This is a genomic window from Kineococcus rugosus (assembly GCF_050871975.1).
GTDB lineage: Bacteria > Actinomycetota > Actinomycetes > Actinomycetales > Kineococcaceae > Kineococcus.
In genome coordinates this window covers 1-24,768 of sequence record NZ_JBJLSJ010000011.1, presented here as the reverse complement: position 1 = coordinate 24,768, position 24,768 = coordinate 1, and the positions used below count along the sequence as shown (strand labels likewise).

The 24,768-nt window shown below is 73.0% G+C and carries 22 protein-coding genes and 1 pseudogene; 7 read left to right on the top strand and 16 right to left on the bottom strand.

The annotated features are described in order from the left end of the window. Positions 1-843: 843 nt before the first annotated feature. The 7 genes from ACRYM6_RS07925 to ACRYM6_RS07895 all read right to left on the bottom strand — a co-directional run bounded on the left by ACRYM6_RS07925 (position 844) and on the right by ACRYM6_RS07895 (position 4,113). Positions 844-1,254, bottom strand: a complete 411-nt coding sequence (locus tag ACRYM6_RS07925) for a hypothetical protein (RefSeq protein WP_432542312.1) — start codon at positions 1,252-1,254, stop codon at positions 844-846. Positions 1,255-1,600: 346 nt separating this feature from the next. Next, the gene (locus ACRYM6_RS07920) at positions 1,601-2,350 is read right to left on the bottom strand and encodes a hypothetical protein (RefSeq protein ID WP_432542311.1); all 750 of its coding nucleotides are present in this window, start codon (positions 2,348-2,350) and stop codon (positions 1,601-1,603) included. 23 nt (positions 2,351-2,373) lie between these two features. Continuing rightward, positions 2,374-2,589 (bottom strand): hypothetical protein, encoded by a 216-nt coding sequence (locus ACRYM6_RS07915; protein WP_432542310.1) that lies wholly within the window; start codon positions 2,587-2,589, stop codon positions 2,374-2,376. Positions 2,590-2,687: 98 nt separating this feature from the next. Continuing rightward, positions 2,688-3,212 carry a hypothetical protein gene (locus tag ACRYM6_RS07910; RefSeq protein WP_432542309.1) on the bottom strand — a complete coding sequence of 175 codons (525 nt, stop codon included), beginning with the start codon at positions 3,210-3,212 and terminating at the stop codon, positions 2,688-2,690. A 122-nt stretch (positions 3,213-3,334) separates the two neighbouring features. Continuing rightward, positions 3,335-3,553 (bottom strand): hypothetical protein, encoded by a 219-nt coding sequence (locus ACRYM6_RS07905; protein ID WP_432542308.1) that lies wholly within the window; start codon positions 3,551-3,553, stop codon positions 3,335-3,337. Positions 3,554-3,623: 70 nt separating this feature from the next. Continuing rightward, positions 3,624-3,851 (bottom strand): hypothetical protein, encoded by a 228-nt coding sequence (locus tag ACRYM6_RS07900; RefSeq protein ID WP_432542307.1) that lies wholly within the window; start codon positions 3,849-3,851, stop codon positions 3,624-3,626. Between the two features lie 127 nt (positions 3,852-3,978). After that, positions 3,979-4,113 carry a hypothetical protein gene (locus tag ACRYM6_RS07895; RefSeq protein ID WP_432542306.1) on the bottom strand — a complete coding sequence of 45 codons (135 nt, stop codon included), beginning with the start codon at positions 4,111-4,113 and terminating at the stop codon, positions 3,979-3,981. 114 nt (positions 4,114-4,227) lie between these two features. On the opposite strand from ACRYM6_RS07895, the gene ACRYM6_RS07890 reads away from it, so the two are divergent. Then, positions 4,228-5,208, top strand: coding sequence for a MerR family transcriptional regulator (locus ACRYM6_RS07890; protein WP_432542305.1), 981 nt, complete (start codon positions 4,228-4,230; stop codon positions 5,206-5,208). An 83-nt stretch (positions 5,209-5,291) separates the two neighbouring features. Here the strand turns inward: ACRYM6_RS07890 and ACRYM6_RS07885 are convergent, their stop codons facing one another. The 4 genes and pseudogenes from ACRYM6_RS07885 to ACRYM6_RS07870 form a co-directional block, all read right to left on the bottom strand. Continuing rightward, positions 5,292-5,531 carry a hypothetical protein gene (locus tag ACRYM6_RS07885; protein WP_432542304.1) on the bottom strand — a complete coding sequence of 80 codons (240 nt, stop codon included), beginning with the start codon at positions 5,529-5,531 and terminating at the stop codon, positions 5,292-5,294. A gap of 87 nt (positions 5,532-5,618) precedes the next feature. After that, entirely contained in the window at positions 5,619-6,017 is a 399-nt protein-coding gene (locus ACRYM6_RS07880; protein WP_432542303.1) for a hypothetical protein, read from the bottom strand. Positions 6,018-6,080: 63 nt separating this feature from the next. Continuing rightward, positions 6,081-7,523 (bottom strand): recombinase family protein, encoded by a 1,443-nt coding sequence (locus tag ACRYM6_RS07875; protein WP_432542302.1) that lies wholly within the window; start codon positions 7,521-7,523, stop codon positions 6,081-6,083. A gap of 27 nt (positions 7,524-7,550) precedes the next feature. Beyond that, positions 7,551-8,255 (bottom strand): annotated as a pseudogene (locus ACRYM6_RS07870) (ATPase, T2SS/T4P/T4SS family); the annotation flags it as partial. A gap of 141 nt (positions 8,256-8,396) precedes the next feature. On the opposite strand from ACRYM6_RS07870, the gene ACRYM6_RS07865 reads away from it, so the two are divergent. The 4 genes from ACRYM6_RS07865 (at position 8,397) to ACRYM6_RS07850 (ending at position 14,296) form a co-directional block, all read left to right on the top strand. Then, positions 8,397-12,320: an FtsK/SpoIIIE domain-containing protein gene (locus ACRYM6_RS07865; protein ID WP_432542301.1), complete on the top strand. Its 3,924-nt coding sequence runs from the start codon at positions 8,397-8,399 to the stop codon at positions 12,318-12,320. Next, on the top strand, positions 12,317-12,865 hold the full coding sequence (locus ACRYM6_RS07860) for a GNAT family N-acetyltransferase (RefSeq protein ID WP_432542300.1): 549 nt from the start codon (positions 12,317-12,319) through the stop codon (positions 12,863-12,865). The genes ACRYM6_RS07865 and ACRYM6_RS07860 overlap by 4 nt, the downstream gene beginning before the upstream one ends. 73 nt (positions 12,866-12,938) lie before the next feature. Beyond that, positions 12,939-13,385 (top strand): ATP-binding protein, encoded by a 447-nt coding sequence (locus ACRYM6_RS07855; protein WP_432542299.1) that lies wholly within the window; start codon positions 12,939-12,941, stop codon positions 13,383-13,385. Beyond that, the gene (locus tag ACRYM6_RS07850) at positions 13,382-14,296 is read left to right on the top strand and encodes a SigB/SigF/SigG family RNA polymerase sigma factor (RefSeq protein ID WP_432542298.1); all 915 of its coding nucleotides are present in this window, start codon (positions 13,382-13,384) and stop codon (positions 14,294-14,296) included. The genes ACRYM6_RS07855 and ACRYM6_RS07850 overlap by 4 nt, the downstream gene beginning before the upstream one ends. Positions 14,297-14,314: 18 nt before the next feature. On the opposite strand, the gene ACRYM6_RS07845 is transcribed toward ACRYM6_RS07850, so the two are convergent. Further along, the gene (locus ACRYM6_RS07845) at positions 14,315-14,722 is read right to left on the bottom strand and encodes a hypothetical protein (protein ID WP_432542297.1); all 408 of its coding nucleotides are present in this window, start codon (positions 14,720-14,722) and stop codon (positions 14,315-14,317) included. 384 nt (positions 14,723-15,106) lie between these two features. Here ACRYM6_RS07845 and ACRYM6_RS07840 point away from each other — a divergent pair, with 384 nt between their 5' ends. Beyond that, positions 15,107-15,355 (top strand): WhiB family transcriptional regulator, encoded by a 249-nt coding sequence (locus ACRYM6_RS07840; RefSeq protein ID WP_106211318.1) that lies wholly within the window; start codon positions 15,107-15,109, stop codon positions 15,353-15,355. Between the two features lie 63 nt (positions 15,356-15,418). Here ACRYM6_RS07840 and ACRYM6_RS07835 read toward each other — a convergent pair whose 3' ends face one another. Together ACRYM6_RS07835 and ACRYM6_RS07830 are read right to left on the bottom strand one after the other, a co-directional pair. Next, positions 15,419-16,921, bottom strand: a complete 1,503-nt coding sequence (locus tag ACRYM6_RS07835) for a sensor histidine kinase (RefSeq protein ID WP_432542417.1) — start codon at positions 16,919-16,921, stop codon at positions 15,419-15,421. 47 nt (positions 16,922-16,968) lie between these two features. Beyond that, complete coding sequence (locus ACRYM6_RS07830) at positions 16,969-21,936, bottom strand: NAD-glutamate dehydrogenase (RefSeq protein ID WP_432542296.1); 4,968 nt, start codon at positions 21,934-21,936, stop codon at positions 16,969-16,971. 97 nt (positions 21,937-22,033) lie between these two features. Here ACRYM6_RS07830 and ACRYM6_RS07825 point away from each other — a divergent pair, with 97 nt between their 5' ends. Then, positions 22,034-22,531: a DUF2505 domain-containing protein gene (locus ACRYM6_RS07825; protein ID WP_432542295.1), complete on the top strand. Its 498-nt coding sequence runs from the start codon at positions 22,034-22,036 to the stop codon at positions 22,529-22,531. A gap of 3 nt (positions 22,532-22,534) precedes the next feature. Here the strand turns inward: ACRYM6_RS07825 and ACRYM6_RS07820 are convergent, their stop codons facing one another. Together ACRYM6_RS07820 and ACRYM6_RS07815 are read right to left on the bottom strand one after the other, a co-directional pair. Next, positions 22,535-23,047, bottom strand: coding sequence for a DUF6912 family protein (locus ACRYM6_RS07820; protein ID WP_432542293.1), 513 nt, complete (start codon positions 23,045-23,047; stop codon positions 22,535-22,537). 9 nt (positions 23,048-23,056) lie between these two features. Then, complete coding sequence (locus tag ACRYM6_RS07815; protein WP_432542292.1) at positions 23,057-23,668, bottom strand: hypothetical protein; 612 nt, start codon at positions 23,666-23,668, stop codon at positions 23,057-23,059. Positions 23,669-24,768: the final 1,100 nt, after the last annotated feature.

The window sequence follows — 24,768 nt, the reverse complement described above, 5'->3', positions numbered from 1 at the left end:
GACAGCGGCGACGCGGATACGGGCCTTGATGCTCATGGTGATCTCCTTGGGGTTGAGGGGACGGTCAGTTGATGCGGAGGCCCGCGTGCGCGGCTTCGATGCCGAGCAGCACGAAGGACGACGACAGGGCGCCGACCAGCGCGAAGCGGAGACGGATGCGCTTGCTCATCAGTTCCACTTCCTGGTCGCCTCGGCGGCAGCGGCGGCCCAGATCAGTACGCCGGATGACAGTGCGGTGATCGCGGCGGCTCGGATGCGATTCTTGAGGTTCATCAAGACCACTTCCGATGGGCTTCGGCTGCGGTGGCCATGAGCAGGATGACGCCGGGCGTCATCACCGACGCGACGGCCAGGCGGATGCGGTCCTTGCGGCTCATCGCGGGCTCACCTCCACTTCAGGACGGCTTCGGCGGCGGCTGCGCTCCAGATGACGACTCCAGAGGACAGTGCTGCTGCGACGGCGAGGCGGACGCGGTTACGGCGAGTCATGACGAGGTCACTTCCACTTGATGCCGGCCTCGGCCGCGGCTGCGACCCAGACCAGCGTGCTCGAGGACAGGACCGCGACGGCGGCCAGGCGCAGACGGTTCTTCACGAGGGGTCCTCCCGACGTTGGGTGGTGCGTGCACAGCAGACGCTAGGACGACGTAGCGTGATCGTTCAGCCAAACGGGTGAAGTGGCTGGACTGCTGCCGGTGGTCGGCGCATGTCGCTTAGTCTGCTTGGCGGCCCGCCTAGCTCGCCGGCCAGGCGAGCACGACTACCGCTGTCAGCAGCGCGTCCGTGTCCGAGCACGGCGATGCCCCCGACACAGGGTGGCGCCGGGGGCATCAGGTACATCTCTCAGTGTGAACTCAACCCGCTAACATATCTCGCCCGCATCTCTGCAATGACGTGGTCGGCGCGTCGTGCGGCCCTTTTGCGGCTCTGGCGAACGTTGAAGATGGCCCCCCAGATCGCGCCACCCCAAGAAAATACGATGTCCAGCATGAACTGCAATCCGGCAAGCTGCCCGCTGCCGACAGTGACAACGCGGAGAGCGTCGGAAACACCCGCCGCGAGACCGCCAAGAAGGAAGCCGACGAGAATGCCGGCGAACGCCGCGCCGACGAGGCGCATAGAGCTCGGCTCGTCATTGACGGTGATCGGCCAGCCTGTCGGCGCAGGCTCCCACGAGGCATCGGGTGTCCAGTCGCTGTCGGGAAGCCACCCGCTGGGAGCTGGTGGCCATGAAGGCAGAGGATTGAAACGCACGGCCGAACCTTAGAGGTCACGCAGGTGCGCATGTGCCTCCAGCTGTGCAAGTTCACCGGAATAGGGGACCAAGCGTTGAAGACGTGATCTGTCCATGACTGTGCGTGAATCGACGAGTCGCTAGCGGCTTGATCCCACCCTTCTCAGTTCGCTGCACTCACGGCTGTCCGTAGCAGTTTTCGCCGACGACGAGTGTGCGCCATCAGAGCATCCTGCCTGAGTTAGGTATTGGTGGTGCGCCTATGAACTCGACGTACCTGAGGTGCAGAGGATGAAAGTCGTTATGCCACTCCGCAGTAGCTAACCTCACTCGATCGTCCATGCGGAGTATTGAATCGACGCTAGGTCATGCCTTCAAGTTCCGAGGAATGACTGCGTCGTCACGCACTAAAGACCAGTTCTGGTCGGCGACGCATATAGCGTCAAGCGCAGCTTGCCGTCGGGCAGGGTCCATCGGATTTCCTAGCCAAGCGTCGACCGCCTCGCGCGTGGATGCTATGCCCTGTAGCACTTCCGACTCTTTTGAGAACCCGTCATGAGGCAGTCTCCAGATTGCTTCAAAGGTCGAGAAGAGGCCGAGAATGAGGAACTGGGCTGTAACGAGGCACAAGATGACAACGTTGGGGTCGTCCAGGGGGATCCCCGCGCCGTCCTTCAGTTCGTAGGCAACGCCAGAGCCAAACAGGCCGAGGAATACGAAGTGTGCGATTGCGCGCGGACCACCACTGGGCAGGATTGCCGCAACTGCGAGTGCTACGACAAGGAGAGCAACTAGGTAGGAGAGGGTCGCGGCCACTGCCGTCGATAGCGGCGATGCATCCTGATTGCTCCACTCGGCAATCGGAATGTTAGTTACTGCGTCAGCTGCCGTTTGTGCCTCGACCGATATGCGATTAGCCCACCAGGCGAGCACGGCATTAAGCAGGACGACGATAATGCCGTTTGCTCTTCGCCACCGAGCATCTGACCTCGCTTCTTGCCGCGAGAAGTTAGGTAGAGTGTTAGGTTGATTAAGGATCGCCCCGCACGCCACTAAGACAATGCAACTCGCCACGACAAGCGCGACAACCAATGCAAATACCAACAATCCAGACATCTGGCTCCTCAAGTCAGTGCATCTCAAGCAGTTCCGCGGGATCGCAGCAGCATCCGTCCCGCGGGTGTGATGGCTACTTCCAGCGGCAGCACCCCGTCCCGCCACCAGGCGGCCTCCAGCAGCCCCTCGCGGTTCAGCCGTCGGTATGCCTCCGCGACGGCGACCGCGTCCGGTTCCTCCAGGACCACGCCGTCGCGGGCGAGCTCGAGGACCTGACGGTCGAGGCCGGTGAGTCGCATCACCCCAGGATGAGGGGCAGCATCCATCAGTGACGAGTGATTCGGCGAAGAACTCATGAGGAGCCTCTCGGCAGCTTCCAGCCTTATCTGAACGCCGATCACGGCCCAGCAGAACCCGACGGCCCACCGGACGACGATGGAGGGCTCTCGCGAAACATCAATCGCAACGCAATGCCAAAGACTAGTATGACCACGCCAGCAGTCAGAGCCAATGTTGCCCATGCAGACAAAAGGACAGGGCCGGTCACCGCATCGGGGTTACCCAGGGATTCTTCGTAGTTTTCGACCGCACGCTGATTGAACCGGTACAAGTAAGAGGCGCTGAACAGAAGCCCAGTTGGGCCAACCAAGGCGGCACCTACAATGAGCAACCATTTCGACATCCGAATGCAGATCCATCGAAGCCGATCCTTCGGAAGGTCATTCTCCGCAACTTGAATGACCAGTCGATCGATGACCCTTTTAAGCTCGGCGCGTTGCTGGCTATCGCTAGGCTCGGTTAACTGCGATCGCCATTCGAGGTAAGTCCCTAGCCGTGTGCGCCGACTGCGCTGCTCCAGGCGCAGGGCAAGCCAGGCGATGGCTGCACCGATGAGGCCGACAGCGCTGATGATGGCTTCCATGGAGCGCATCTTCCTGGAGCCAGTGCGCTTTCGCAGGCACTATTCGATCTTCTGTCGCCCGATGCGCCCGGAGTCCGGGCGGTCACAAGCACTTCCTTCAACCGCACGACGTCACCGACGGTCTACTCCTCCAGCGAGGACCGCAGCAGCGCCCTGCCGGTGGGCGTCACCTCGACCATGAGCGGCAGGGCATCGTCGCCCCACCAGTCCGCGTCGAGCAGGCCGTACTGCTGCAGGTGCCGGTAGCAGCGGCCGATGGTTTCGGCACTGTCCGGCTCGTCCAGGACATGCCCGACGGCCGCGGCCTCCAGGATCCGCCGCTCGAGCCCCGTCAACCTCACCTCCCCAGGATGCGGCACGCCGGACAGGCGGGCGCGGGCTCGTTTCAGGTGACCGGTCGATCGGATCAAGCTAGACAGCGCGGAACGCATGCTGGTCGTCCCAGTGCCGCCTTGCCGCGACCCACGCCCCACGCATGGGCTGGACGTCCGGGTCGACGGCCCCGCAGAAGACGCAGTAGCCGCGCCAGGGACCGTCGATGTCGTCTCCGTCGTCTCCGTCGCCGACGTAGACCGCCCCGACGAAGTCACCGGGCAGGCTCGACGAGCGGTCCGGGTGGCGGCCGACGGGGATGCGCATCCGTCGATGATGCCCAGCCGTGGGATGGCAGTGGGGCAGGGCTCGCAGGGGGCGCAGTTTGAGTAGCCGATGAAGATCGGCCGTACCCGCAGCGTCTGCCATGGGTACGGCCCACTCTCATCAGACGTCAGCGGCGCCCAGGGCACTCGTCGTCGCTGCCGCCGTCGCACTTGCCATCAGGCCCGAGGATCCCGCCGTCGAGGGCGCAGGTGCGTTCCTGCGCTTCCTTGAGATCTTGCTCATCCGTCGTGTGATCCGACATGTGGCCTCCTGTTGTCGCCTGATCCTGTCCACAAGATCATCGGCGTCTATGGGACCGAGTTGAGCTCGACCATGAGGTCTCGACCTGGCGTAGTGAGGCTGACAGCCTGCCGCTGTGACCGACGACCGAGACGACGCGCTGCGGTCGCTGACCGAGCAAGTCGCACGCCTCACCGAGCAGGTATCGGCGCTTGTCGAGCACTTGCGACCCACGGACGAGACAGCCGTCTCCGCGCACTCCGCCTCACGGACGTGGTCCCTTGCCGAGGCCGCTGACCGGCTGGGAGTGACCTCATCTCAGCTACGCACCGATGTCAGGCAGCGGAGGGTGCCGTACCTGCGGGTCGGCAAGAGCTACCGCTTCACCGACGAGCAGCTCCGGGAGATCACACAGGTCTGGACGGTGCCGGTCGTCCCGGATGCCCCCAACCCCTGGGGCCGCAAGCGGCGACCGCAGCATGAAGAAGCGCGCCGATGGGCGCACCACCACGGTGAACCGATGCCGCCCTACGTACCACCGAAGCAGACCCACCGGAAGGAACGCCCCACCCCGAGACCCTCGCCCCAAGACGCGCGGTTGCCGCCTGAGCCCACTGTGCGGATCGCCTGTCCCGGGGTGGGGGCTGTCGTCCCATTGATGCGCAGCTCCACCATCAATGTGCCGCTGGTGTCCTGCCCCGGCTGCGCCCTCGACAGCCTCCTGGCCAAGCAGCCTGCAGGCACCTTGCCGGGGACAGGGATGGTGGGTCGCCACGCCAAGCACGTCCCGGCCGACGGGCCGGAGGCTCACCTTCCCCTGTACGCCCGGGAGCGAGGGGCGCCCCCTGTTGAAGGAGGGAACGCCCGACGATCGCGGGCGCCGGCCGAACCACAGGTCCGCGGGCAGGCCAAGGCCGGGAAGGTCACCATCCGCTGCCCAGGCAGCGGCAAGTCCATCCAGCTCGACAAGCCCACCCCGCCCCGCTGCCCATCGTGCAAACGGGACGACCTCCAGGTGCCCCGGTTCACGCCGTCGAAGTCGTTCGGGCTGGTCCCCGCCCACGGCAAGGTCGTCCCCGCCGACAGCAAGGAAGCGGCCCTGCCGAGGTGGGGGTAGGGGCTGATCCCCAACCGACCAGCGCCCAGCAAGAAGCCCCTGCACCCGGGATGGGTGCAGGGGCTTCTTGACGCCTTACAAGATCATACGAGGGCGTGCATCACACGGCGGCTGGAGCTGAAGGTACTCATGTCCAAGCGCAACGTCACCAAGGCACCGCTTATCGACTGGACACGGGCATCAGCACTGTTGCCGTCCCCGTCGTAGGCCAGCACGGGGTCGCCTTCGCGCACAACACCCTCTACGTACTCGCAGAGCGTCTCAGTCGTCGACTCATCCGACACGTCGTTGAAGTCGACCCACACCTCGACTAGCTCGCTCATCTCGCCACCTCCTTCTGAAGCCATCGGTAGCACTGCTGTGCAGCTTAAGCGCCCGGAGCCCGCCCTGCTAGACCGCGGTCTAGCAGGTCACACTGTCGCCAGCAGGTCTTCACATGTGCGCACCGGACCCATGACAGTCAGTAGCGCTTGCAGCTTCGCATACCAAGAGTGATCAGGCAACGCCACATCGTAGTGACATGCAGCACCTGTCTTCCTGTGGATCAGCCCAACACTGGGCAGATCGTCGGCCCACACGAAGCGGCATGAAGGGTGAGGCACCTTGTTCCTGACTCGACTCAAGAGAGCGGCCGGATCATCCGTGACCATGCCCCAAAAAGAGAGGTCAAGGGGCTTCTGCTTCGCAATGAGGATCTTGACACTCCTCTCGAGATCATCAAGCTTCATCTCGCCGCCCCGAACGAGTAGCAGGCGCCTGACCGAAGTAGATGAGGCCGGGAAGAGGTGAGGCCCTGGCTGGTAGGACACCGATGCAGCGTAGCCGCCTTAGGTGCTCTAGGTAGCGAAATGGTCACCAGGAGCATCCATCCATCAGTGGCTCACGAACCGCGGTGCCGTCCTCCACTGCATGTCGACGGTGTCGGGCGAGAACGACCGCGCGCCGCGCCCAGGTGACAGGAGACGGATGCTCAGGAACGCGACCACCAAGGACCGCTGCTGGTCGATGTCCAGGGCCTCCCACCGCTCCCGGAGATGCTCGGCCTCGCCGTCCAAGAGAAGCCCTACGGCGGGCGTTCGCGTCGAGGACGTCAAGAGGTCCGTGAGCTGCCCGTTCAGGGCCTCCAGGCGGCTCCTCAGCCTGTTACTGCCGGCGGTGAGTTGCTGCGCGTCGATGCCGCCCGCGGCGTAGGCCTCGGCGAGACCGTCAAGGCGCGTCCGGAGCCCTCGCTGCTCGTCTTGAAGGGCGGTGAGTTGCTGGCGGCTGTCGTCGCTGTCCGCCTCACCGAGGAGGTCGGAGATGTCCGGCTGCGCGAAGCGGGTGAGTAGGACGTCCCGGACGAGGTCGTCGATGGGATCCGCTGCCCGGACGACGTGCCGGCGGGTTCGGCACTGGTAGAGCCTGACGTTCGCCTTCGTCCCTCTGGCCTGCTTGAGGCCCTGGATGGTCGCTCCGCAGGTTCCGCAGACGGCGATGGAGGTCAGGAGGTAGCGGGCTGGTGCTCCGGGCTGCTGCCGGGCCGGGTCGGCCAGGACTGCACCCACCGCTCGGAAGGTGTCCTCGTCGAAGACCGGCGGCCAGGTACCGGGGCCGATGACCTCGCCGCGGTGGACGCGCAGGCCGGCGTGGCGGGGGTTCTGCAGGAGCCGCCGCAGTTGGGTCGGGTGGAAGTCGTTCCCGGCCGTGGTGCGGATGCCGCGGGCACTGAAGTCGCGGGTGACCGTCCTGAGCCCCTCCCCCGCCAGGACGCGGTCGGCAGCCTCTCGTAGGGCCTCAGCCTCTGCTTCGACGAGCTGGGCACCGTCGCCGGTGTAGCCGAACGCTCGCCGCCCGATGAACGGCTGGCCTGCGGCTGCTCGTTGGTCGTTGGCGTCTCTCTGCCGGCGTCCCTTGCGTTCGACCTCGGCGCGGGCGACGGCTCCCCGAATGCGGGCGAACAGGCGCCCCCCGTCGGTGGCGAGGTCCACTTCTCGGTCGACGCTGGCCAGCGCGAGGTCGTGGCGGTCTGCGAGGTCCATGAACTGCTCGAGTTCGACGGGGCGGCGCGTGAGGCGGTCGAGGTCGTAGACGACGACGGCGTTGCAGTCGCCGGCTCCGAGCGCGTGGAGCATCTGCTGGTAGGCGGGGCGGACGACGTCGGCCTTGCTGGCGGAGACGCTGTTGTCGGCGTAGACGTTGACGACGTCCCATCCGAGTTCCTCGGCCCGGCTGCGGCACAGAGCTTCCTGGCGGGTGACGGCGAGTCCGTCGCCGGTGCGGTCGAGGCTCTGCCGGACGTAGATGGCCGCTCGTCGTGTCTTCGCTTGACGCCCCATGTACGTAGGGTACTATTCCACGTTAGGTAGCTCGAACACCTCCTCGCAGGTGATGATGCGCTGGTTCGCCGGAACCGCCCCGAGCAGGCAGTTCAGCAGGGTCGTCTTCCCGGCCTGGGTCGCCCCGGACACCAGCAGGTTCAGCCCCGAGGCGACGGCCGCGGCGAGGAACCGCGCGGCCTCGGCGGTGAGCGACCCCAGGCCCACGAGGTCGTCGAGGTGGCGGGCACGGGCGACGAACCGCCGGACGTTCACCGCCCAGTGGGTCCGGGTGACGTCCGGGATGACGACGTGCACCCGGGAACCGTCGGGCAGGCTGGCGTCGACGAACGGGCTGGACAGGTCCACCCGGCGGCCGGTGCTGGCGAGCATCCGCTCGACGAGTTCGGCGACGGTGTCCTCGTCGAGGATCGTGGTGGTGAGCTCGGCGACCCCGCCGCGCGCGACGAACACCTTCCCGGGTTCGTTGATCCAGATCTCCTCGACCTCGGGGTCGTCGAAGTACCGTTGCAGCGGACCGTGACCGGAGACGGCGGCGACGACCTCGCGGACGGTGCCGGCGCGGTCGGCCAGGCCCGGCAGGGACCCGTCGAGGGAACGCAGGTCGTAGTCCAGCACGACGGCGTCGACCAGCGACCGCAGTTCCGCGGCGTCCCCGCGGAAGCTCCCCGCGGCGATGCGGCGGCGGACCTGGGTCCGCACCTCGTCCTCGACCAGCTTCACGGCGTCCACCGCGCACCTCCCCCGAACTCGTCGGCGGCGACCGTACGGGAACGGGCGCCTCGGCGTCCGGGTGATGTGGACAACTCCCCGGCCGGTCCCGGGTGTGGACGACGCCCGTCCTGCGCCGGGCGCCCGTGCCACGATCCGGCGGTGCCGTTCCGGATGACCGTGCTGGGGGTCGACGTCGAGATCGAGGTCGCGCCGGGAACCACCCTGTCGGCCGTCCGCGCCCGGTGCGAGGAGGTCACCGGTCCCTGGCCGGCGGACTGGGGTTCGGCGTGGGAGCTCGACGGGGAACCCCTGGCCGGCGCGGTCGTCGGGATGCCCCCGCTGCTGGCCGGGACCGTCCTGCCGCCCACCCCGGGGCCGGACCCGGTGCCGGTCGGCGGGCTGGAACTGTCCGTCGTGGCCGGCCCGCGGGTCGGTGCCCGGTTCCACCTGCCGCCGGGGAGCCACGTCCTGGGCCGGAAGGGCGCGGTGGCGGTGGCCGATCCGTCGGTGTCCCGCGCGCACGCCCGGTTCGACGTGGGCCCCGGCGGGTCGACGGTGCGCGACCTCGGCTCGCTCAACGGGACCGCGCTGCTGCGCGCGGGTGGGCGGACGGCCGTCCGCGGCCCGGTGGACCTGCCGCCGGGGACCCTCGTCGCGGTCGGCGACACCGTCCTGCGCACCGGCCCGGTTCCCGTCGCGGCCGCGGTCGTGCGCCCCGACGCCGACGGGCACCTGCTGCTGAACCGCCCGCCGCGCCTGCTGGGCACCGCGCCGCCGCAGCGGTGGGACTGGCCCGTCCCCGAACCCGCCCCGCCGGCCCCGGGGCTGCCGGTGCTCGCCCTGGTGGTCCCGCTCGCGGTGGCCGGGGTGCTCGCGGTGCTCTGGTCGCCGTTCTCGCTGCTGCTGGGCCTGGCCTCCCCCGTGGTCGCCGGCGGGCAGTGGTGGACGCAGCGCCGGCGGCACCGGGACCTGCTGCGGCAGCGGTCGGCGGACCTGACCGCGCGGCGGGCCCGGACCGGCGCGGAGGTCGGGCGGGCCCTGCGGCGCGAGCACGCGACGCGGTCGGACCGGCACCCGGACGCGGCGACGCTGCTGGCGGCGGCGCGGCGGCCCGGCGACCGGCTGTTCGCCCGCTCCCCCGGCGACCCGGACCACCTCACCGTGCGGGTGGGGCTCGGCGACCGGCCCGCGACCGGCTCGGCCGTCGACGGGGCGGACGACGGGGCGGTCGAGGGTGAGGGGGCGCCGTCCACGCTGCTGCGCGACGTCCCCGTCGTCGTCGACCTGCGCGAGGGCCCGGTGGGGCTGTGCGGCCCGGGCCCGGACGTCGCCGGGTGCGCCCGCTGGCTGCTCGCGCAGCTCGCCGCGCACCAGTCGCCCTCGGAGGTCCTGCTCGTCACCGGCCCCGACGCGGAGTGGGCCGGCTGGCTGCCGCACCACCGGCCCGCCGTGGACGGCGACGTCCTGGCCGGGCCGGTGGCCCACGTCCGGGCCCGGCGGGGGCGGCGCGAGCGTCCCGGCGGGGAGCCGGACGTGGTCGTCCTGCTGGACCCGGTGGGCTGGTGGCGGGAGGACCCGCGGCTGGCCGAGGTGCTCACCGACGGGCCCGCACTGGGGGTGCACACCCTCTGCCTGGGCGCGCTCGTGGCCGACCTGCCCACCGAGTGCCGCACGGTCGTCGACCTCGCCGCCGGTGAGGTCCGGTCCGCGCAGGGGGGAGTGCCGGTGCGGGCCGACCTCGTCGAGGAGCGGTGGGCGGAGGCGTTCGCCCGCGCCCTCGCCCCGTTGCGGGACGCGGCGGGCGGGACGGCGGGCGCCGTGCCCGGCGACGTGCGGCTGCTGGACCTGGTGGGGCCGTGCGCGCCGGAGGACCTGCGCGAGCGCTGGCGCACCCCCGTCGCGGGGCTGCCGGCGGTGCTGGGGGCCGACGCGCACGGCCCGGTCGGGGTGGACCTGGTGGCCGACGGCCCGCACGCGCTGCTGGCGGGGACGACGGGGTCGGGCAAGTCGGTGCTGCTGGCGACGCTGGTGACGTCCCTGGCCCTGGCGGTCCCGCCGGAGGGTCTGCAGTTCGTGCTGGTCGACTACAAGGGCGGCGCCGCGTTCGGGGAGTGCGTGCGGCTGCCGCACGTGGCCGGGCTGGTGACCGACCTGGACGACCGGCTCGCGGGCCGGGTGCTGCGCAGCCTGCGCGCGGAGGTGTCCCGCCGCGAGCGGGTGCTCGCGGCGGCGGGCGCGGCGGACGTGCGGGACCTGCCGCCGGGGACGCTGCCGCGGCTCGTCGTGGTCGTCGACGAGTTCCGGGTGCTGGTGCAGGAGGTCCCGGAGTTCGTCGAGGGTCTGGTGCGGCTGGCGTCGGTGGGACGGTCGCTGGGCGTGCACCTGGTCCTGGCGACCCAGCGGCCCGCGGGGGTGGTCTCCCCGGAGGTCCGGGCCAACACCGACCTGCGGATCGCGCTGCGGGTGCAGGAACGCGCCGACGCCGAGGACGTGGTCGGGGACCCGCGGCCGGCAGGGTTCTCGGTGCCGGGGCGGGCCGTGCTGCGGCGCGGCGGGTGCCAGGGTCCCGCGCTGGAGTTCCAGACGGCGCGGACCCGGGGCGCGGGGGCCGTGGACGGTCCGCGGGTGCGGCCGGTGGGGGCCGACCCCGACCGCGGGGAGGTCGACGACCTGCCCGCGCTGGTGGACGCGGTGCGGGCGGCGGCGCGGGAGCGCCCGCTCCCGGCGGTCCCGTGGCTGCCGCCCCTGCCGGACGTGGTGCCCGCCGCGGCCTGCCGGGCGCAGCGGGGGCTGGCCTGGGGGCTGCTCGACGTCCCGGACCGGCAGCGCCGCGAGGTCGCCGTCTGGGACCTCGACGCCGGGCAGCACCTGCTGGTCGCCGGGGGTGTGCGCAGCGGGCGGACGACCCTGCTGCGCCGGCTGGTCGTCGAGGCTGGTCACCGCGGCGGCGGGGAGGTCCACGTGCTGGACGCCGGGGGCGGGCTGCGGGACCTGGCCGGGACGGGGACCACCGGGTCGGTGGTGGCGCTCGCGGAGGTGTGGCGCGCCGGGCGGCTCGTGGAGCGGCTGCAGGCCGAGGTGGACCGCCGCCGGTCGGTGGGCCGGTGGTCCGGGCCCGTGGTCCTGGTGGTCGACGGCTGGGAGGCGTGGTCGGCGGCGCTGACGGCGGCGGACCCGGCGGTCGGTGCCGACGGGCTGCTGCGCCTGCTGCGGGAGGGGTCGGGGGTGGGGGTGCGGGTCGTCGTGGCCGGGGACCGGCAGGCCCTGACGGGTGCGGTCGCGGGGGCCGTCGGGTCGGTGGTCCTGCTGCGCACGGCCGACCGGGCCGACGCGGCGCTGGTCGGGCTGCGCCCGGCGGACCTGCCGCGGGCGGCCCCTGCCGGGCGCGGGGTGCTGGTGGTGGACGGGTGCGGGCAGGAGGTGCAGGTGGCGCTGCCGGGCGTGCCGGCGGCCGGGACGCCGGGGGGCGCGCGGCTGGGTGTGGCGGCGCTGCCCGCGCGCGTCGACGTCGACGTGGAGGTCGCGGGCTCCGACCTCGAGGCGGGGGGCGAGGGGCTGCTGCTGGGGCGCGGCGGTGACGGCGGCGGGCCGGTGCGGGTGGACCCCTCCCCGGTGCTGCTGGTGTGCGGCCCGGCGGGCAGCGGGCGCACGCAGGCGCTGCGGACGCTGGCCGCGGGGGTCGCCGACCCCGTCTGGGCGCGCGCGGCGGACGCGGGCGCTCTCGCGGCGGCGCTGGCGGCGGGCCGCCTGGTGCTGGTCGACGACGTGTCCCGGCCGTTGCCGGCCGGGGTGGAGGACCTGCTGGTGGACGTCCTGCGCGGGGGTGGCCCGTCGCGGCTGGTGGTGGCCGGGGACGGCGCGGAGATCGCCGGGGGGTTCCGCGGGCTGGGGGCGCTGGCGCGGGCGGCGGCGCGGACGGCGGTGCTGCTCGGCCGTGACGGGCGGGTCCCAGCGGAGGTCCTGGCGCGCCGGCCGGTGGTGGCGCCGGGTCCGGGCCCGGGCGCGGGGTTCGTCGTGCGCGACGGGGTGTGGACGAGCGTGCGGGTCGGGGTGCCGGGACCCGCGGTTACGGTGGAGCGGTGACCCTCCCCCCGACCTCCACCGGACCCTCGACCGGGTCCTCCACCGCGACGCTGCGGGCGGCGACCGCGGCCGACGCGCCCGTGATCGCCGAGCTGGTGCGCGAGCTGGCGGAGTACGAGCGGGAGCCGCAGGCGGCGACGGCGGGGGCCGAGGACTTCGCCCGGGCGCTGGAGCCGGGCACGGGCATCGGGTGCGTGCTGGCCGAGGTGGCGGCCGACGGCGCCCCGGGCGGCGTCGAGGTCGCGGGGATGGCGTTGTGGTACACGACGTTCTCGACGTGGCAGGGCCGGCAGGGGATGTGGCTGGAGGACCTGTTCGTCCGCCCGGCGCACCGGCGGGCGGGGATCGGGTCGGCGTTCTTCGGTGAGCTGGGGCGGATCTGCGCGCAGCGGGGCTTCGGCCGGCTGGAGTTCTCGGTCCTGGACTGGAACACCCCGGCCCACGCCTTCTACCGTGCGCTGGGGGCCCTCCCGCAGGACGGGTGGACGGTCTGGCGGGTCGACGGGGAGCGGCTCGCCGCGCTGCCGGGGACGACCTCGTCGTGACCAGCAGTGTTCGCCCGTATACGTTGAGCTTCGGTGCTCCCTGTTCCCCACGGCCCCGAGAGGATGAAGCCACGTGACGACGCCCACGACCGGCGACCCGACCGGCGACCCGGCCGCGGAGCCCTCCACCGACCTGGTGGAGCTGCGGGTCCCCGCCGACCCGGCCTACCTGACCGTCGTCCGGACGGCCAGCGCCGGGCTCGCGGCCCGGCTCGACCTCACCCTCGACGAGATCGAGGACCTGCGGATCGCGGTCGACGAGGCCTGCACCCTGCTGCTGGGGCCCTCCCCCTCCGCCGACGAGCTGGTCGCGACGTTCCGCCTGGGCGACGGCACCCTGGAGGTCGAGGTGCGCGGCCCGGCCCGGGAGCTGCCCGAGCGGTCCAGCTTCGCGTGGGCCGTCCTGGAGGCCCTGGTCGGCGAGGTGTTCACCGGGACCTCCGCCACCGGCGCCTGGATCGTCCTGCGGCACAGCAAGACCACGGGAGCACCGACGACGCTGGTCGCGGGCGTCGGGTGAACCGGACGTCGCGCCGCCCCCCGGCGCGTGACCTGCCGGTGGCGCGCGGCGGTGACCACGACGCACCCGACCACGACGAACCCGAGGACGACGGCCCCGAGGACGACGGCCCCGACCGCGAGGACGACCACGGCGGGCCCCCGCAGGTCCCCGGGCCGCTGAGCGCGCGCGACGCCGAGGACGCTCCCCTGCTGGCGCGGATGGCGGCGCTGGGTCCCGGCGACCCGGAGCGGGCGCGGCTGCGCGAGGAGCTCACCCGCCGGCACCTGCCGCTGGCCGAGCACCTCGCCAACCGCTTCCTGGGCCGGGGCGAACCGCAGGACGACCTCGTCCAGGTCGCGACCATCGGCCTGCTCAAGGCGCTGGACCGCTTCGACCCCGCCCGCGGCGTCCCGTTCGGCGCGTACGCCGTGCCCACGATGCTGGGGGAGATCAAGCGGCACTTCCGCGACCGGGGCTGGGCGATGCGCGTGCCCCGCCGGGTCCAGGAGGCCGGCCGGCAGCTGGCCGACGCCCGCGAGGCCCTGACCCAGGAGCTCGGCCGCGCGCCGACCGTCGCCGAGCTGGCGCAGCGGACGGGGCGGGAGACCGACGACGTCGTGGAGGTGCTGGAGTCGGCGAACGCCTACTCCACCCTCCCCCTGGACACCGGGTCGCCCACGTCCCCGGCCCTGGCGCTCGGCTCCGACGACGAGGCCCTCGGCAACGTCGAGAACCGCGAGGCGCTGCGGCCGCTGCTGGCGGCGCTGCCCGCGCGCGAGCGCCGCATCCTCGCGCTGCGCTTCGTCCGCGGGTTGTCGCAGGCGCAGATCGCCGCCGAGGTCGGGATCTCCCAGATGCACGTGTCCCGCCTGCTGAGCCGCACCCTGGCGCAGCTGCGCGAGGACCTCGGCGACGTCGACGGCGGGTAGGCCCCCGCGCGGCCCGCGCTACCGCCCGACCTGCGCCGAGACCGACGGCAGGAACAGCCCGACGCCCACCGCGACGGCCGGCAGGACCAGGACCAGCCCGAGCAGCGGCGACCCGCCGTTGAAGGCCGGCAGCCCGGCGGCGACCTGCAGCACCTGCCACACGACCAGCGGGGACCGGGACCAGGCGGCCAGGGCCAGCAGCCCGCGGGCGCAGAACGTGATCGCCGCGGCGAACCCCACGGCCAGCACCACGACCGAAATCACCGCGGCGGGAGCCCGGGACCCCTCGACGACCAGGCCGTGCACGAGGTAGGCCGCACCGGCCAGCAGCAGCAGCGCCTCGAAGCCGACGAGGGCGGCGATGACGGTGACCAGTGGCGTGCGCGGGGATCCTGGCGCAGCCTTGGGAGTCGGGGCGGACGGCACGAGGAGCACGGTACGACGGGTCCTCGTCCACTCGCCCGGTGTCCCCCGTCCGGGGGCCATCACCCGGCGTGTCCGACCCGGCGCGCCGTGAGATCGGGATGACGGGGAGGAGTCCAGCGTGTTACGCCCGTGTGACGTACTCGACAGCCGTCATCGCCGATCGACCTGGTTGAACCCCTTGTGAAAGGACGCACGAAGTGTGACCCTGGATTCCGACGCGATCCCCGACACACGTCGTCACCTGGGCAGTTGCAGGTGATCGACCACGTGTCCCGGCACCGCCGGCGTTGCCGGTGCTCAGGGATCCCGCGTGTCCATCTCGTTGCGGCGGGGTAGCCACGCGTGTCCTGACACCGACCTCACGCTAGAAGGAGTGGAACACCCATGGACTGGCGCCACACCGCCGCCTGCCTCGACGAAGACCCCGAACTCTTCTTCCCCATCGGCAACACCGGCCCCGCGATCCTCCAGATCGAGGAGGCCAAGGCCGTCTGCCGCCGCTGCGACGTCGTCGACTCCTGCCTGAAGTGGGCGCTGGAGACCGGCCAGGACGCCGGCGTGTGGGGCGGGATGAGCGAGGACGAGCGTCGTGCGCTGAAGCGCCGCGCCGCCCGCGCCCGCCGCGCGAGCTGACCCGGCACCGCACCGGAACGCCAGGGAGGCCCCCGACCGCACGGTCGGGGGCCTCCCTGCGCCTCAGTTGCGGACGCTGCCGATCTGCGCGGCGTCCCGCCGGACCCGCAGGTCCAGCCGGACCTCGGTCCCGCCGGCCTCGCTGGCCCCGAACTCCATGCGCCCGCGCAGCTCCCCCGCGACCAGCGACCGCACGATCTGGGTCCCGAGCCCGGAGCTGCCGACCTGGAAGTCCTCCGGCAGCCCCACGCCGTCGTCGCTGACGACGACCTCGAGCCGGTCGTCGGCCGTGTGCTCCACCTTCACCACGACCGTGCCGGCCTTGTCGGACCCGAACCCGTGCTCGACGGCGTTGGTGACGAGCTCGGTCAGCACCAGCGCCAGGGCCGTCGCGTCCTCCTGGCGCAGTTCCCCGAAGCGGCCCTCGCGGACGGTCCGGACCCGCTCGGCGTTCTCCATCGCGACCTCGGCGGCCATCATCAGGCAGCGGTCGAGGACCTGGTCGAAGTCGACGTTCTCGTCGATCCCCTGCGACAGCGTCTCGTGCACGGTGGCGATGGTCGAGACGCGGCGCATCGCCTCCTGCAACGCCGAGCGCCCCTCCTCGGAGTGGATCCGGCGGGCCTGCAGGCGCAGCAGCGCCGCCACCGTCTGCAGGTTGTTCTTGACCCGGTGGTGCACCTCCCGGATCGTCGCGTCCTTCGTCATCAGCTCGCGCTCGCGACGGCGCAGCTCGGACACGTCGCGCACCAGCAGCAGCGCGGCGATGCGGTTCGTGGCCCCGTTCTCCCTGCGGGTCAACGGGATGGCGCGCATCGACAGCGTCGCCGCCTCCGTCTCCAGGTCCGTCCGCCACGGCGCCCGGCCGGTCACCACCAGCGGCAGGGACTCGTCGACCGGCAGGTGGGAGGCCGCCAGGGAGCTGGAGATCTCCGCGAGGTTCGCCCCCACGAGCTCCCCGATCAGGCCCGCGCGGTGGAACGCCGACAGGGCGTTCGGGCTGGCGTACGTGACGACCCCGTCGGCGTCCAGCCGCAGCATCCCGTCCCCCACGCGCGGCGCGCCGCGCCGCGGGCCGGTCGGCGCGGCCGTCTGCGGGAAGTCACCGGCCGCGATCATCCGGGTCAGGTCGTCGGCGCACTTGACGTAGTTCAGCTCCAGCCGGCTCGGCGTGCGCGACGTCGCGAGGTTCGTGTGCCGGGCCAGGACGCCCAGGACGACGCCCTCGCGCACCACCGGGATCGTCTCCTCGCGCACGGGGACGTCGTCGTCCCACTCGGGGTCGCGCCCCCGCAGGCTGCGGGCCTCGTCGAACGTGGTGTCGACCTGCGGACGGCGACCGCGTTCCAGCAGCGCGCCCACGACGTCGTCGTAGTGCACGGTCGGCCCCGTCGTCGGGCGGCAGTGCGCCACGGCCACGAAGTGCTGCCGATCCGCGGTCGGGACCCACAGGACGAGGTCGGCGAACGAGAGGTCGGAGATGAGCTGCCAGTCGCCGACGAGCAACCGCAACCACTCCGCCTCGGCGCCGTCGATCGCGGTCCGGGAGTGCAGCAGGTCCGACATGGTGGGCACCCGACGAGCCTACGGCCCACCCCCGGACCCCCGGGCGATCACCCCGCCCGCAGCACCGTCCGCAGCGCCCGCAGCCCGACCGACAGCGCCGCGAGGTCACCGGAGCCCGGTTCGCCCTCCAGGTCGGTCATCGTCTGCTGCGCCCGCCGGACCGCCGGGGCGTGCGCGGTCTCCCACGCCCGCACGGCCTCCGCCGCGTCCAGCGGCTCACCGGCGGGGACCTCGGCCACGACCGCGGCGGTGAAGTCCCGCACGGCCGCGTACAGGTCGTCGCGCAGGGCCGCGCGGGCCAGCGACTGCCAGCGGTCGGTCCGCGGCAGCGCGGAGATCCCGCTCAGCACGGACTCGATGGAGTAGCGGTGCGACAGCTCGTACCAGACGGCGGTGATCTCCTCGACCTGCCGGCCCGTCGCGTCGGCCACCTCCACGACGTCCAGCAGCGGGAACAGGGACAGCAGGGTCACCGTGCGCAGGGCCTCCCCGGCCGGGACGCCGCGGTCGGTGAACCAGGCCGCCTCGGCCCGCAGCACGGCCGCGTCGTCGCCGCGGACCAGCCCCTCGTCCGCGCCGTCGGCCACCTCGGCGAACCGGGGGGCCAGGCGGGCCACCGCCGGGGCGAACCGGGCGATCTCGGCGGGCACGTCGATGCCCTCGGGCCGGGTGTGCAGCAGCCACCGCACCGACCGGTCCAGCAGCCGCTGGTGCTCCTGGCGCAGCCGCGCCTGCGCGAACGCCTCGACCCGCCCGTCGAGGGCCTCCACGGCCGCGGCGCGCTCGGGCAGCCCGAAGACCTGGGAGGCGACGACGAACGCGCGCACCACGTCGGCCGGGTCGCTGCCGGTCTCCTCCGCCGCGCGGAAGGCGAACGTCAGGCCGCCGGTCCCCACGACGTGGTTCACCAGCACCGTCGTCGCGATCTCGCGGCGCAGCGGGTGGTCGGCGAGGTGGTCGCCGAACCGTTCCCCCAGCTCGGCGGGGAAGTACCCGCGCAGCGTCTGCGCCACCCAGGCCTCGTCCGGCATCGAGCTGGCCAGGACCGCGCGACCCAGGCTGATCTTGGCGTGCGCGAGGAGGACCGACAGCTCCGGCATCGTCAGCCCGCCGCCGTCGCGCGCGCGCCGGTCCAGCTCGGCCGTGGACGGCAGCGCCTCCAGCCGCCGGTCGACGTCCCCGGCGCGGACCAGCGCGTCCAGCAGCCGCCGGTGCGCGGGCAGCAGACCCGGCGCGAAGCTCCCCTCGACGCTCAGGACGACGTTCTGGTCGTAGTTGTCCCGCAGGACCAGCCGCCCGACCTCCTCGGTCATCCGCAGCAGCGTCTGGTCGCGGTCGGAGGGGTCCAGCTGGCCCTGCGTCACGAGGTGGTCGAGCAGGATCTTGATGTTGACCTCGTGGTCGCTGCAGTCCACCCCCGCGGAGTTGTCGATGGCGTCGGTGTTGAGCTTCACGCCCGCCCCGGAGTTCCCCGCCACGGCGGCCTCGATGCGCCCGCGCTGGGTCAGGCCCAGGTTCCCGCCCTCGCCGACGACCTTGACCCGCAGGTCCCGGCCGTCGATGCGGATGGCGTCGTTGGCCTTGTCCCCGACGTCGGCGTGCGACTCGGTCGAAGCCTTCACGTACGTCCCGATGCCCCCGTTCCAGAACAGGTCCACCGGCGCGGCCAGGACCGCCTTGAGCAGGTCCACCGGCGACAGCGACCGGGTCGAGGGGTCCAGGCCGAGGCGCTCGGCGACCTGCGGGCTGACCGGGACCGACTTCGCCGTCCGCGGGTACACGCCCCCGCCGGCGGAGATCAGCGAGGCGTCGTAGTCGGCCCACGACGAGCGCGGCAGGGCGAACAACCGGGCCCGCTCGGCGTGCGAGGCGGCCGGGTCGGGGTCGGGGTCGAGGAACACGTGCCGGTGGTCGAACGCCGCGACGAGCCGGATCTGCTGCGACAGCAGCATCCCGTTGCCGAACACGTCACCGCTCATGTCCCCGACGCCGACGACGGTGAACGGTTCGGACTGGGTGTCGTGCCCGAGCTCGCGGAAGTGCCGCCGCACGCTCTCCCACGCCCCGCGCGCGGTGATGCCCATCGCCTTGTGGTCGTAGCCGACCGACCCGCCCGAGGCGAACGCGTCACCGAGCCAGAAGCCCCGCGACACGGCGATCTCGTTGGCGATGTCGGAGAACGACGCCGTCCCCTTGTCCGCGGCCACCACCAGGTAGGAGTCGTCGCCGTCGTAGCGGACGACGTCGGCCGGCGGCACCGTCGTGCGCACCGACCGCCCGTCGGGCCCCTCGACGGTGCGCAGGTCGTCGGTGACGTCGAGCAGGCCGGAGATGAACGTCCGGTACGAGGCGATCCCCTCGGCCCACCAGGCGTCCCGGTCCACCGACGGGTCCGGCAGCCGCTTGGCGACGAAACCGCCCTTGGCGCCGGTGGGGACGATGACGGCGTTCTTCACGATCTGCGCCTTCACCAGGCCCAGCACCTCGGTGCGGAAGTCCTCGCGCCGGTCCGACCAGCGCAACCCGCCGCGGGCGACCTCCCCGAACCGCAGGTGCACCCCCTCCACGCGCGGGGAGTACACCCACACCTCGGCGTGCGGGGCGGGTTCGGGCATCCCCGCCACCAGGCGCGGCGCCAGCTTGAACGACAGGTACGGGTGCGGCCGCCCGTCCGGGCCGCGCTGGTAGGCGTTGGTCCGCACGACGGCCTGCACCACCGACAGCAGCGCCCGCAGGATGCGGTCGGCGTCCAGGCTCGCGACGCCGTCCAGCGCGCCGCGGGTCTCCTCCTGCAGCGCGTCGACGAGCTCGGCGCGCTCGTCCTCGTGCCCGGGCCGGGTCGGGGCGAACCGCGCCTCGAACAGCCGCACCACGAGCCGGGTGATGCCGACGTCGTTCAGCAGGCAGTTCGCGACGTAGTCCAGCGAGTACGCCAGCCCGACCTGCCGCAGGTAGCGCACCAGCGCGCGGACGACGGCGACCTGGTTCCAGGTCAGCTGCCCGGCCAGGACGAGCCGGGCCAGGGTGTCGCTCTCGGCCCGCCCCGCCCACGCCGCCGCGAAGGCCTCGGTGAACCGGGTGCGCGCCGCCGCCGGGTCGGCGTCCAGCTGCCACACGTCGACGGGCAGCCGCAGCCCCACGTCGTCCACCCAGACCCGGCGGCCGTCCTCGCGGGTCAGCAGGTGGGGCCGCTCGTCGGTGACCTCCACGCCGAGGTCGGTCATCACCGGCAGCACCGCGCTGAGGGTGACGGGGCTGGTCCGGTAGCTCGTCAGGCGCCACGAGCGCGGCTGCTCGGGGTCCTCGCGCAGGTGCAGGGCGGGCTGGTCGCCGTGCCCGCCGGCCAGCAGGTCCTCGGCCCGCTCGAGGTCGGCGACGGCGAGGTCGGCCGGGACGGAGGCGCGGTAGCCGTCGGGGATGCCCGCGGCCCACCGGCGGACCAGGGCGGCCCCGGCGTCGCCGGACCGCTGGCGGGCGGCGTCCAGGACGTCGTCCTCCCACGACCGCGCGGCCCGGGCCACGTCGGCCTCCAGCTGCGACACGTCGACGTCGCTGAGCTCCTCGCCGGCGCGGGCCCGGACCACGACGTGCAGCCGGGCCAGCACCGACTCCGAGACCCGCAGCGTGTGCTCGACCGACCCGCCGTCGAAGGCGTCGAGCAGCAGCTGCTCGATGCGCGCCCCGATCCGCGTCGTGTACCGGTCGCGCGGCAGGTACACCAGGCACGACATGAAGCGGCGGTAGTCGTCGCGGCGCAGGAACAGGCGCGTGCGGCGACGCTCCTGCAGCCGCAGCACCGCCAGCGCCGTCACGAGGACGGAGTCGACGTCGGCCTGCAGCAGCTCGTCGCGCGGGAACGTCTCCAGGATGCTCAGCAGGTCCTTCGCCGAGTGGCCGCTGGAGCCGAAACCGGCCCGCTGCAGGACCTCGGTGACCTTCTCGGCCACCACCGGGACCCGCTTGACGGAGTCGGTGTACGCGACGGAGGTGAACAACCCGAGGAAGCGCAGCTCCCCCGTCACGTTCCCCCGGGCGTCGAACTTCTTCACCCCGACGTAGTCGAGGAACGCCGGCCGGTGGACGGTCGCCTGCGCGTTGGCCTTCGTGACCACCAGCACCTGCGGCTCGGTGGCCTTGTCCCGCACCGGCCCGGACAGCTTGCGCTCGCGCCCCGCGCGGCGGCCCGGGCGGTCGGCGAGCACGCCGAGCCCGGTCTCGGGCCGCGCCACCAGGACCATCTCCTCGGCGCCGCCCTCGCCCCGGGTCTGCAGGTCGTACTCGCGGTACCCGAGGAACGTGAACCGGTCGTCGGCCATCCACCGCAGGAAGCGCTCGGCGGTGCGCAGCTCCGCCTCGGGGATGCCCCTGGGCGGGTCGATCTGCAACGCGTCGGCGGTCTGCAACGCCTTGGCGCGCATGGGCTGCCAGCCGTTCACGGCGGCGCGGACGTCGTCCAGGACGCCGCGCAGCCGCGCCAGCAGCTCCTCGTCGTCCCCGGCGGCGGAGTCGACCTCGATGCGGATCCACGACTCCGCCGGTTCCGACGGCGGTGCGGTGCCGACGTCGTGCAGGTCCTCCAGCCGGCCCTCGGCCGAGCGGCGCGCCGCCAGCCGCGGGTGCACCAGCAGGTGGATGCCGCGCCCGGCGCGGGTCAGGGCCGCGGTGAGGCTGTCCACCAGGAACGGCATGTCGTCGGTGACGACCTCCAGGGTCGCCCGGCCCTCCCCCGCGCCGGAGGCGACGCCGTCGACCAGGCGCGCCAGCGTCGTCCCCGGCCGGCGCTGCGCGCCGCAGCGCACGTGCGAGGCGACGGCGGCGAGCAGCTCGGCGGGGTCGCGCTCGGCGAGGTCCTCGGGGGCGGTGTGCGCGTAGTAGTCCAGCAGCAGCCGCTCGACGGCCGTCCCGGACCGCAGCGCGTCGGGGATCCCCTCCCCCCAGGCCTCGTCACGAGTGGTCGACGCGGCTCGCACGAGCTCGCGGACGGTGCCGGCGGGGGCCGAGGTGGAGGTGGGCATCACTGCTCCGGGTCGCGGGTGGGTGCGCCCGACCACCCTAGTGGCGATCACCGTCGCCGCGCAGGAGGACCAGCGGCCCGGCACCTAGAGTGGCCCCGTGCCCGTCCAGTTCTCCGAGCGCGCCCAGCTGCCCGCCGCCCCGGCCACCGTCTTCGGCGTCCTCGTCGACCCCGAGTTCCTGCGCGCCCGCGCGCGACGGTCGCAGGCCGTCGACCACACCGAGGCGGTGACGGCCGAGGGGGACGTGACGGTGGTGTCCAGCTCCCGGACCGTCCGCACCGACGTCCTGCCCGCGGCGGCCGCCCGGTTCCTCGGCACGACGGCCGTCGTCGAGCAGGTCGAGCGGTGGGAGCCGGCCACCGCCGACGGCGGCCGGCGGGGCCGGCTCACGCTGACCGTCCGCTCCGCCCCGGTCGAGCTGGTCGCCACGACGGTCCTGGCCCCCGACGGCGCCGGGACGCAGCACACGCTGGAGGGTTCCCTGACCGTGCGCGTCCCCCTGCTGGGCGCCCAGGTCGAGCGGGCCGCCCTGCCCGGGCTGCTCCAGCTCATCCGATCCGAGGTCGACCTCGCGCGGGAGTGGTCCTCCCGCTGAGGGTCAGGGCCCGGCGACGAGCAGGAGCGGCAGCTCCCCCGCGTCGTACCAGAGCAGGTCGTGCCCCTCGCACGCCTCCACGGTGAACCGGGCGTCCTCGTCCCCGGCGTCGGCCGCCGGCAGCGCGGCGACGGCCGCGCGGACGTCGTCCTCCGCCTCGGCGTCGTCGACGTGGATGCTCGCCAGGTCCGACGACCGCAGCGGCACGGTCAGCCGCACCTGCGACCGCTCGGGTGCGGACCACGCGCCCCGCTCGACCTGCACCGCGGCGTCGGGCACGTCGAGCGCCAGCACGACGCGCCGGGGGGCCTCCTGCGCGGTGAGCAGCCGCACCGACTGCTCGGCCGCGTCGGTCATGGCGACGTACTCCAGCTCCTCCTCGAGGTCACGGGGATCGGCGTCGGCGTAGTAGTCGCGCAGCGTCGGGGTGACGGCGTGGACGGTGACGGGTGCGGGCGCGAACTCGCCGGAGTCGGCGAGGCGCGCCAGGGCGGTCAGGGTCGTCGGCCAGTACACCCGCACCGCTCAGCCCTCGCGGTCCGTCGAGGGGGCCGGGTCCGCGCCGTCGGGGTCGTCGGCGTCGTCCCAGTCCTCGTCGAACACGATGCCGTCGAGCTCGTCGAGGCGCTCGGCGGCGTCGGTCTCGCCGTCGCTGTCGGCCTCGGCGGCCTTGACCAGCCACTCGCGCGCTTCGGCGGTGCGGCCCACGGACAGGAGCGCGTCGGCGTAGGCGTACCAGAGGCGGGCGCGCCAGGGGGCCCGGCTGTTGGTCCGCAGCTGCGAGACCTGCAGGGACACGACCGCCGCCTCGTGCTGGCCGAGGTCGTGCCGCGCCCCGGCGGCCACGATGAGCATCTCGACCTTGGCGGGGGTGTCGAGCCCGCCGACCTCCGGGGAGGAGGCCAGGTCCAGGGCACGCTCGGGACGCCCGAGGCCCCGTTCGCAGTCGGCCATCAGCGGCAGGTAGCTGTCGTCGCCCGTCATCCGGCGGACGGTGCGCAGCTCGGCCAGCGCCTCCCGGAAGTGACCGGCCTTGTAGGCCGCGATGCCGGCGGCCTCGCGGACGGCGGCGATCCGCCCACCCCGCTTCTGCGCAGCCAGGGCGTGCTGCCACGCCGCTTCGGCGTCGACGTCCACGAGCCGTCCGCTGGCCACGAGGTGGCGGGCGACGAGGTCGGCGTTCTCCCCCGTCAGGCCCTGCAGGGCGCGGCGGACGTCGGGAGCCAGTTCCTTGCCGGTGATGTCGTCCGGGATGCGCGGGCCGGACGGACGCGCCGGGCGGGTGTCCCGGCCCCGGTCCGGACCGGCGGACCGGAGCGGACCGCGCTCGTCGCGACGGGGACGACCACCGGCAGCCCCCTGAGGACGGTCCCGGACGGGGCGTTCGGGACGCGACCCGCCCCGGGAGTCCGCGCGCTGCGGACGGTCCTCGCGGGGTCGGTCGCCGCGGGGCCGGTCGTCGCGGGGCCGGTCGCGGAACGAGCGGTCCGGGCGCGAGCCACCACGAGCGGCACCGCCCTGGCCCCGGTCGTCGCGGCGGTCGGGGCGACCCGCCCCACGGGCGTCGTCGCGCTGCGGACGGCCCTGACGCGGGCGGTCCCCGCCCGAGGACGGGCGGCCGTCGCGGCGGGACTCACCCTGGCGGTCGTCGCGGGGACGGCTCGTGCGCGGTCCCCGGTCCTCCCACGGACGGTCGTCACGACGCGGCCGGTCGTCGCGGTAGTCGTCGCGGTAGCTGCGCGCCGGGCGCGCTTGGTCCCCAGCGGCGGGTCGACCGGTACGCGGCCGGTCGTCGCGGTAGCTGCGAGCCGGGCGCGCTTCGTCCCGCGCACCGCCACGCTCGGGACGGTCATCGCGGTACGAGCGCTCCCCTCGCTCCGCGCCGCCGCGGACGGCCCGACCAGGACGCTGGGAGTCGCCGGCCGCGGAGGCGCCACGAGGCCGATCACGCTCGTAGCGGTTCCCGCCCGCGGGGCGGCCGCCGGCGGCCGGACCGTCGGTGCGACGAGGACGGTCGGGGCGGGAGTTCGCGGAGTCGCGACCGGCACCCGTCGGACGTCGGTCGCCGTTGCCGCGACCCCGTGCACCTGGTTCTGCCATGTCCATCTCCCACCCGCCGCGCTGAGCGCGGTTGTCCTCGTCACTGTTCACGTTGAGCTCGATCTACGAGCGGTCCAGCGTCTCACGAATGAGCCCGGACATGCGTGGAGGGGAGCAGCCCTCACGGGCTGCTCCCC

Bases quoted from the DNA above. Each gene is read 5' to 3' on its own strand.
- ACRYM6_RS07835 (WP_432542417.1), bottom strand. From the start codon at position 16,921: ATGTCGGACCTGCTGCACTCCCGGACCGCGATCGACGGCGCCGAGGCG.
- ACRYM6_RS07910 (WP_432542309.1), bottom strand. From the start codon at position 3,212: ATGGAAGCCATCATCAGCGCTGTCGGCCTCATCGGTGCAGCCATCGCC.
- ACRYM6_RS07915 (WP_432542310.1), bottom strand. From the start codon at position 2,589: ATGCGACTCACCGGCCTCGACCGTCAGGTCCTCGAGCTCGCCCGCGAC.
- ACRYM6_RS07895 (WP_432542306.1), bottom strand. From the start codon at position 4,113: ATGTCGGATCACACGACGGATGAGCAAGATCTCAAGGAAGCGCAGGAA.
- ACRYM6_RS07875 (WP_432542302.1), bottom strand. From the start codon at position 7,523: ATGGGGCGTCAAGCGAAGACACGACGAGCGGCCATCTACGTCCGGCAG.
- ACRYM6_RS07920 (WP_432542311.1), bottom strand. From the start codon at position 2,350: ATGTCTGGATTGTTGGTATTTGCATTGGTTGTCGCGCTTGTCGTGGCG.
- ACRYM6_RS07900 (WP_432542307.1), bottom strand. From the start codon at position 3,851: ATGCGCATCCCCGTCGGCCGCCACCCGGACCGCTCGTCGAGCCTGCCC.
- ACRYM6_RS07830 (WP_432542296.1), bottom strand. From the start codon at position 21,936: ATGCCCACCTCCACCTCGGCCCCCGCCGGCACCGTCCGCGAGCTCGTG.
- ACRYM6_RS07840 (WP_106211318.1), top strand. From the start codon at position 15,107: ATGGACTGGCGCCACACCGCCGCCTGCCTCGACGAAGACCCCGAACTC.
- ACRYM6_RS07885 (WP_432542304.1), bottom strand. From the start codon at position 5,531: ATGAGCGAGCTAGTCGAGGTGTGGGTCGACTTCAACGACGTGTCGGAT.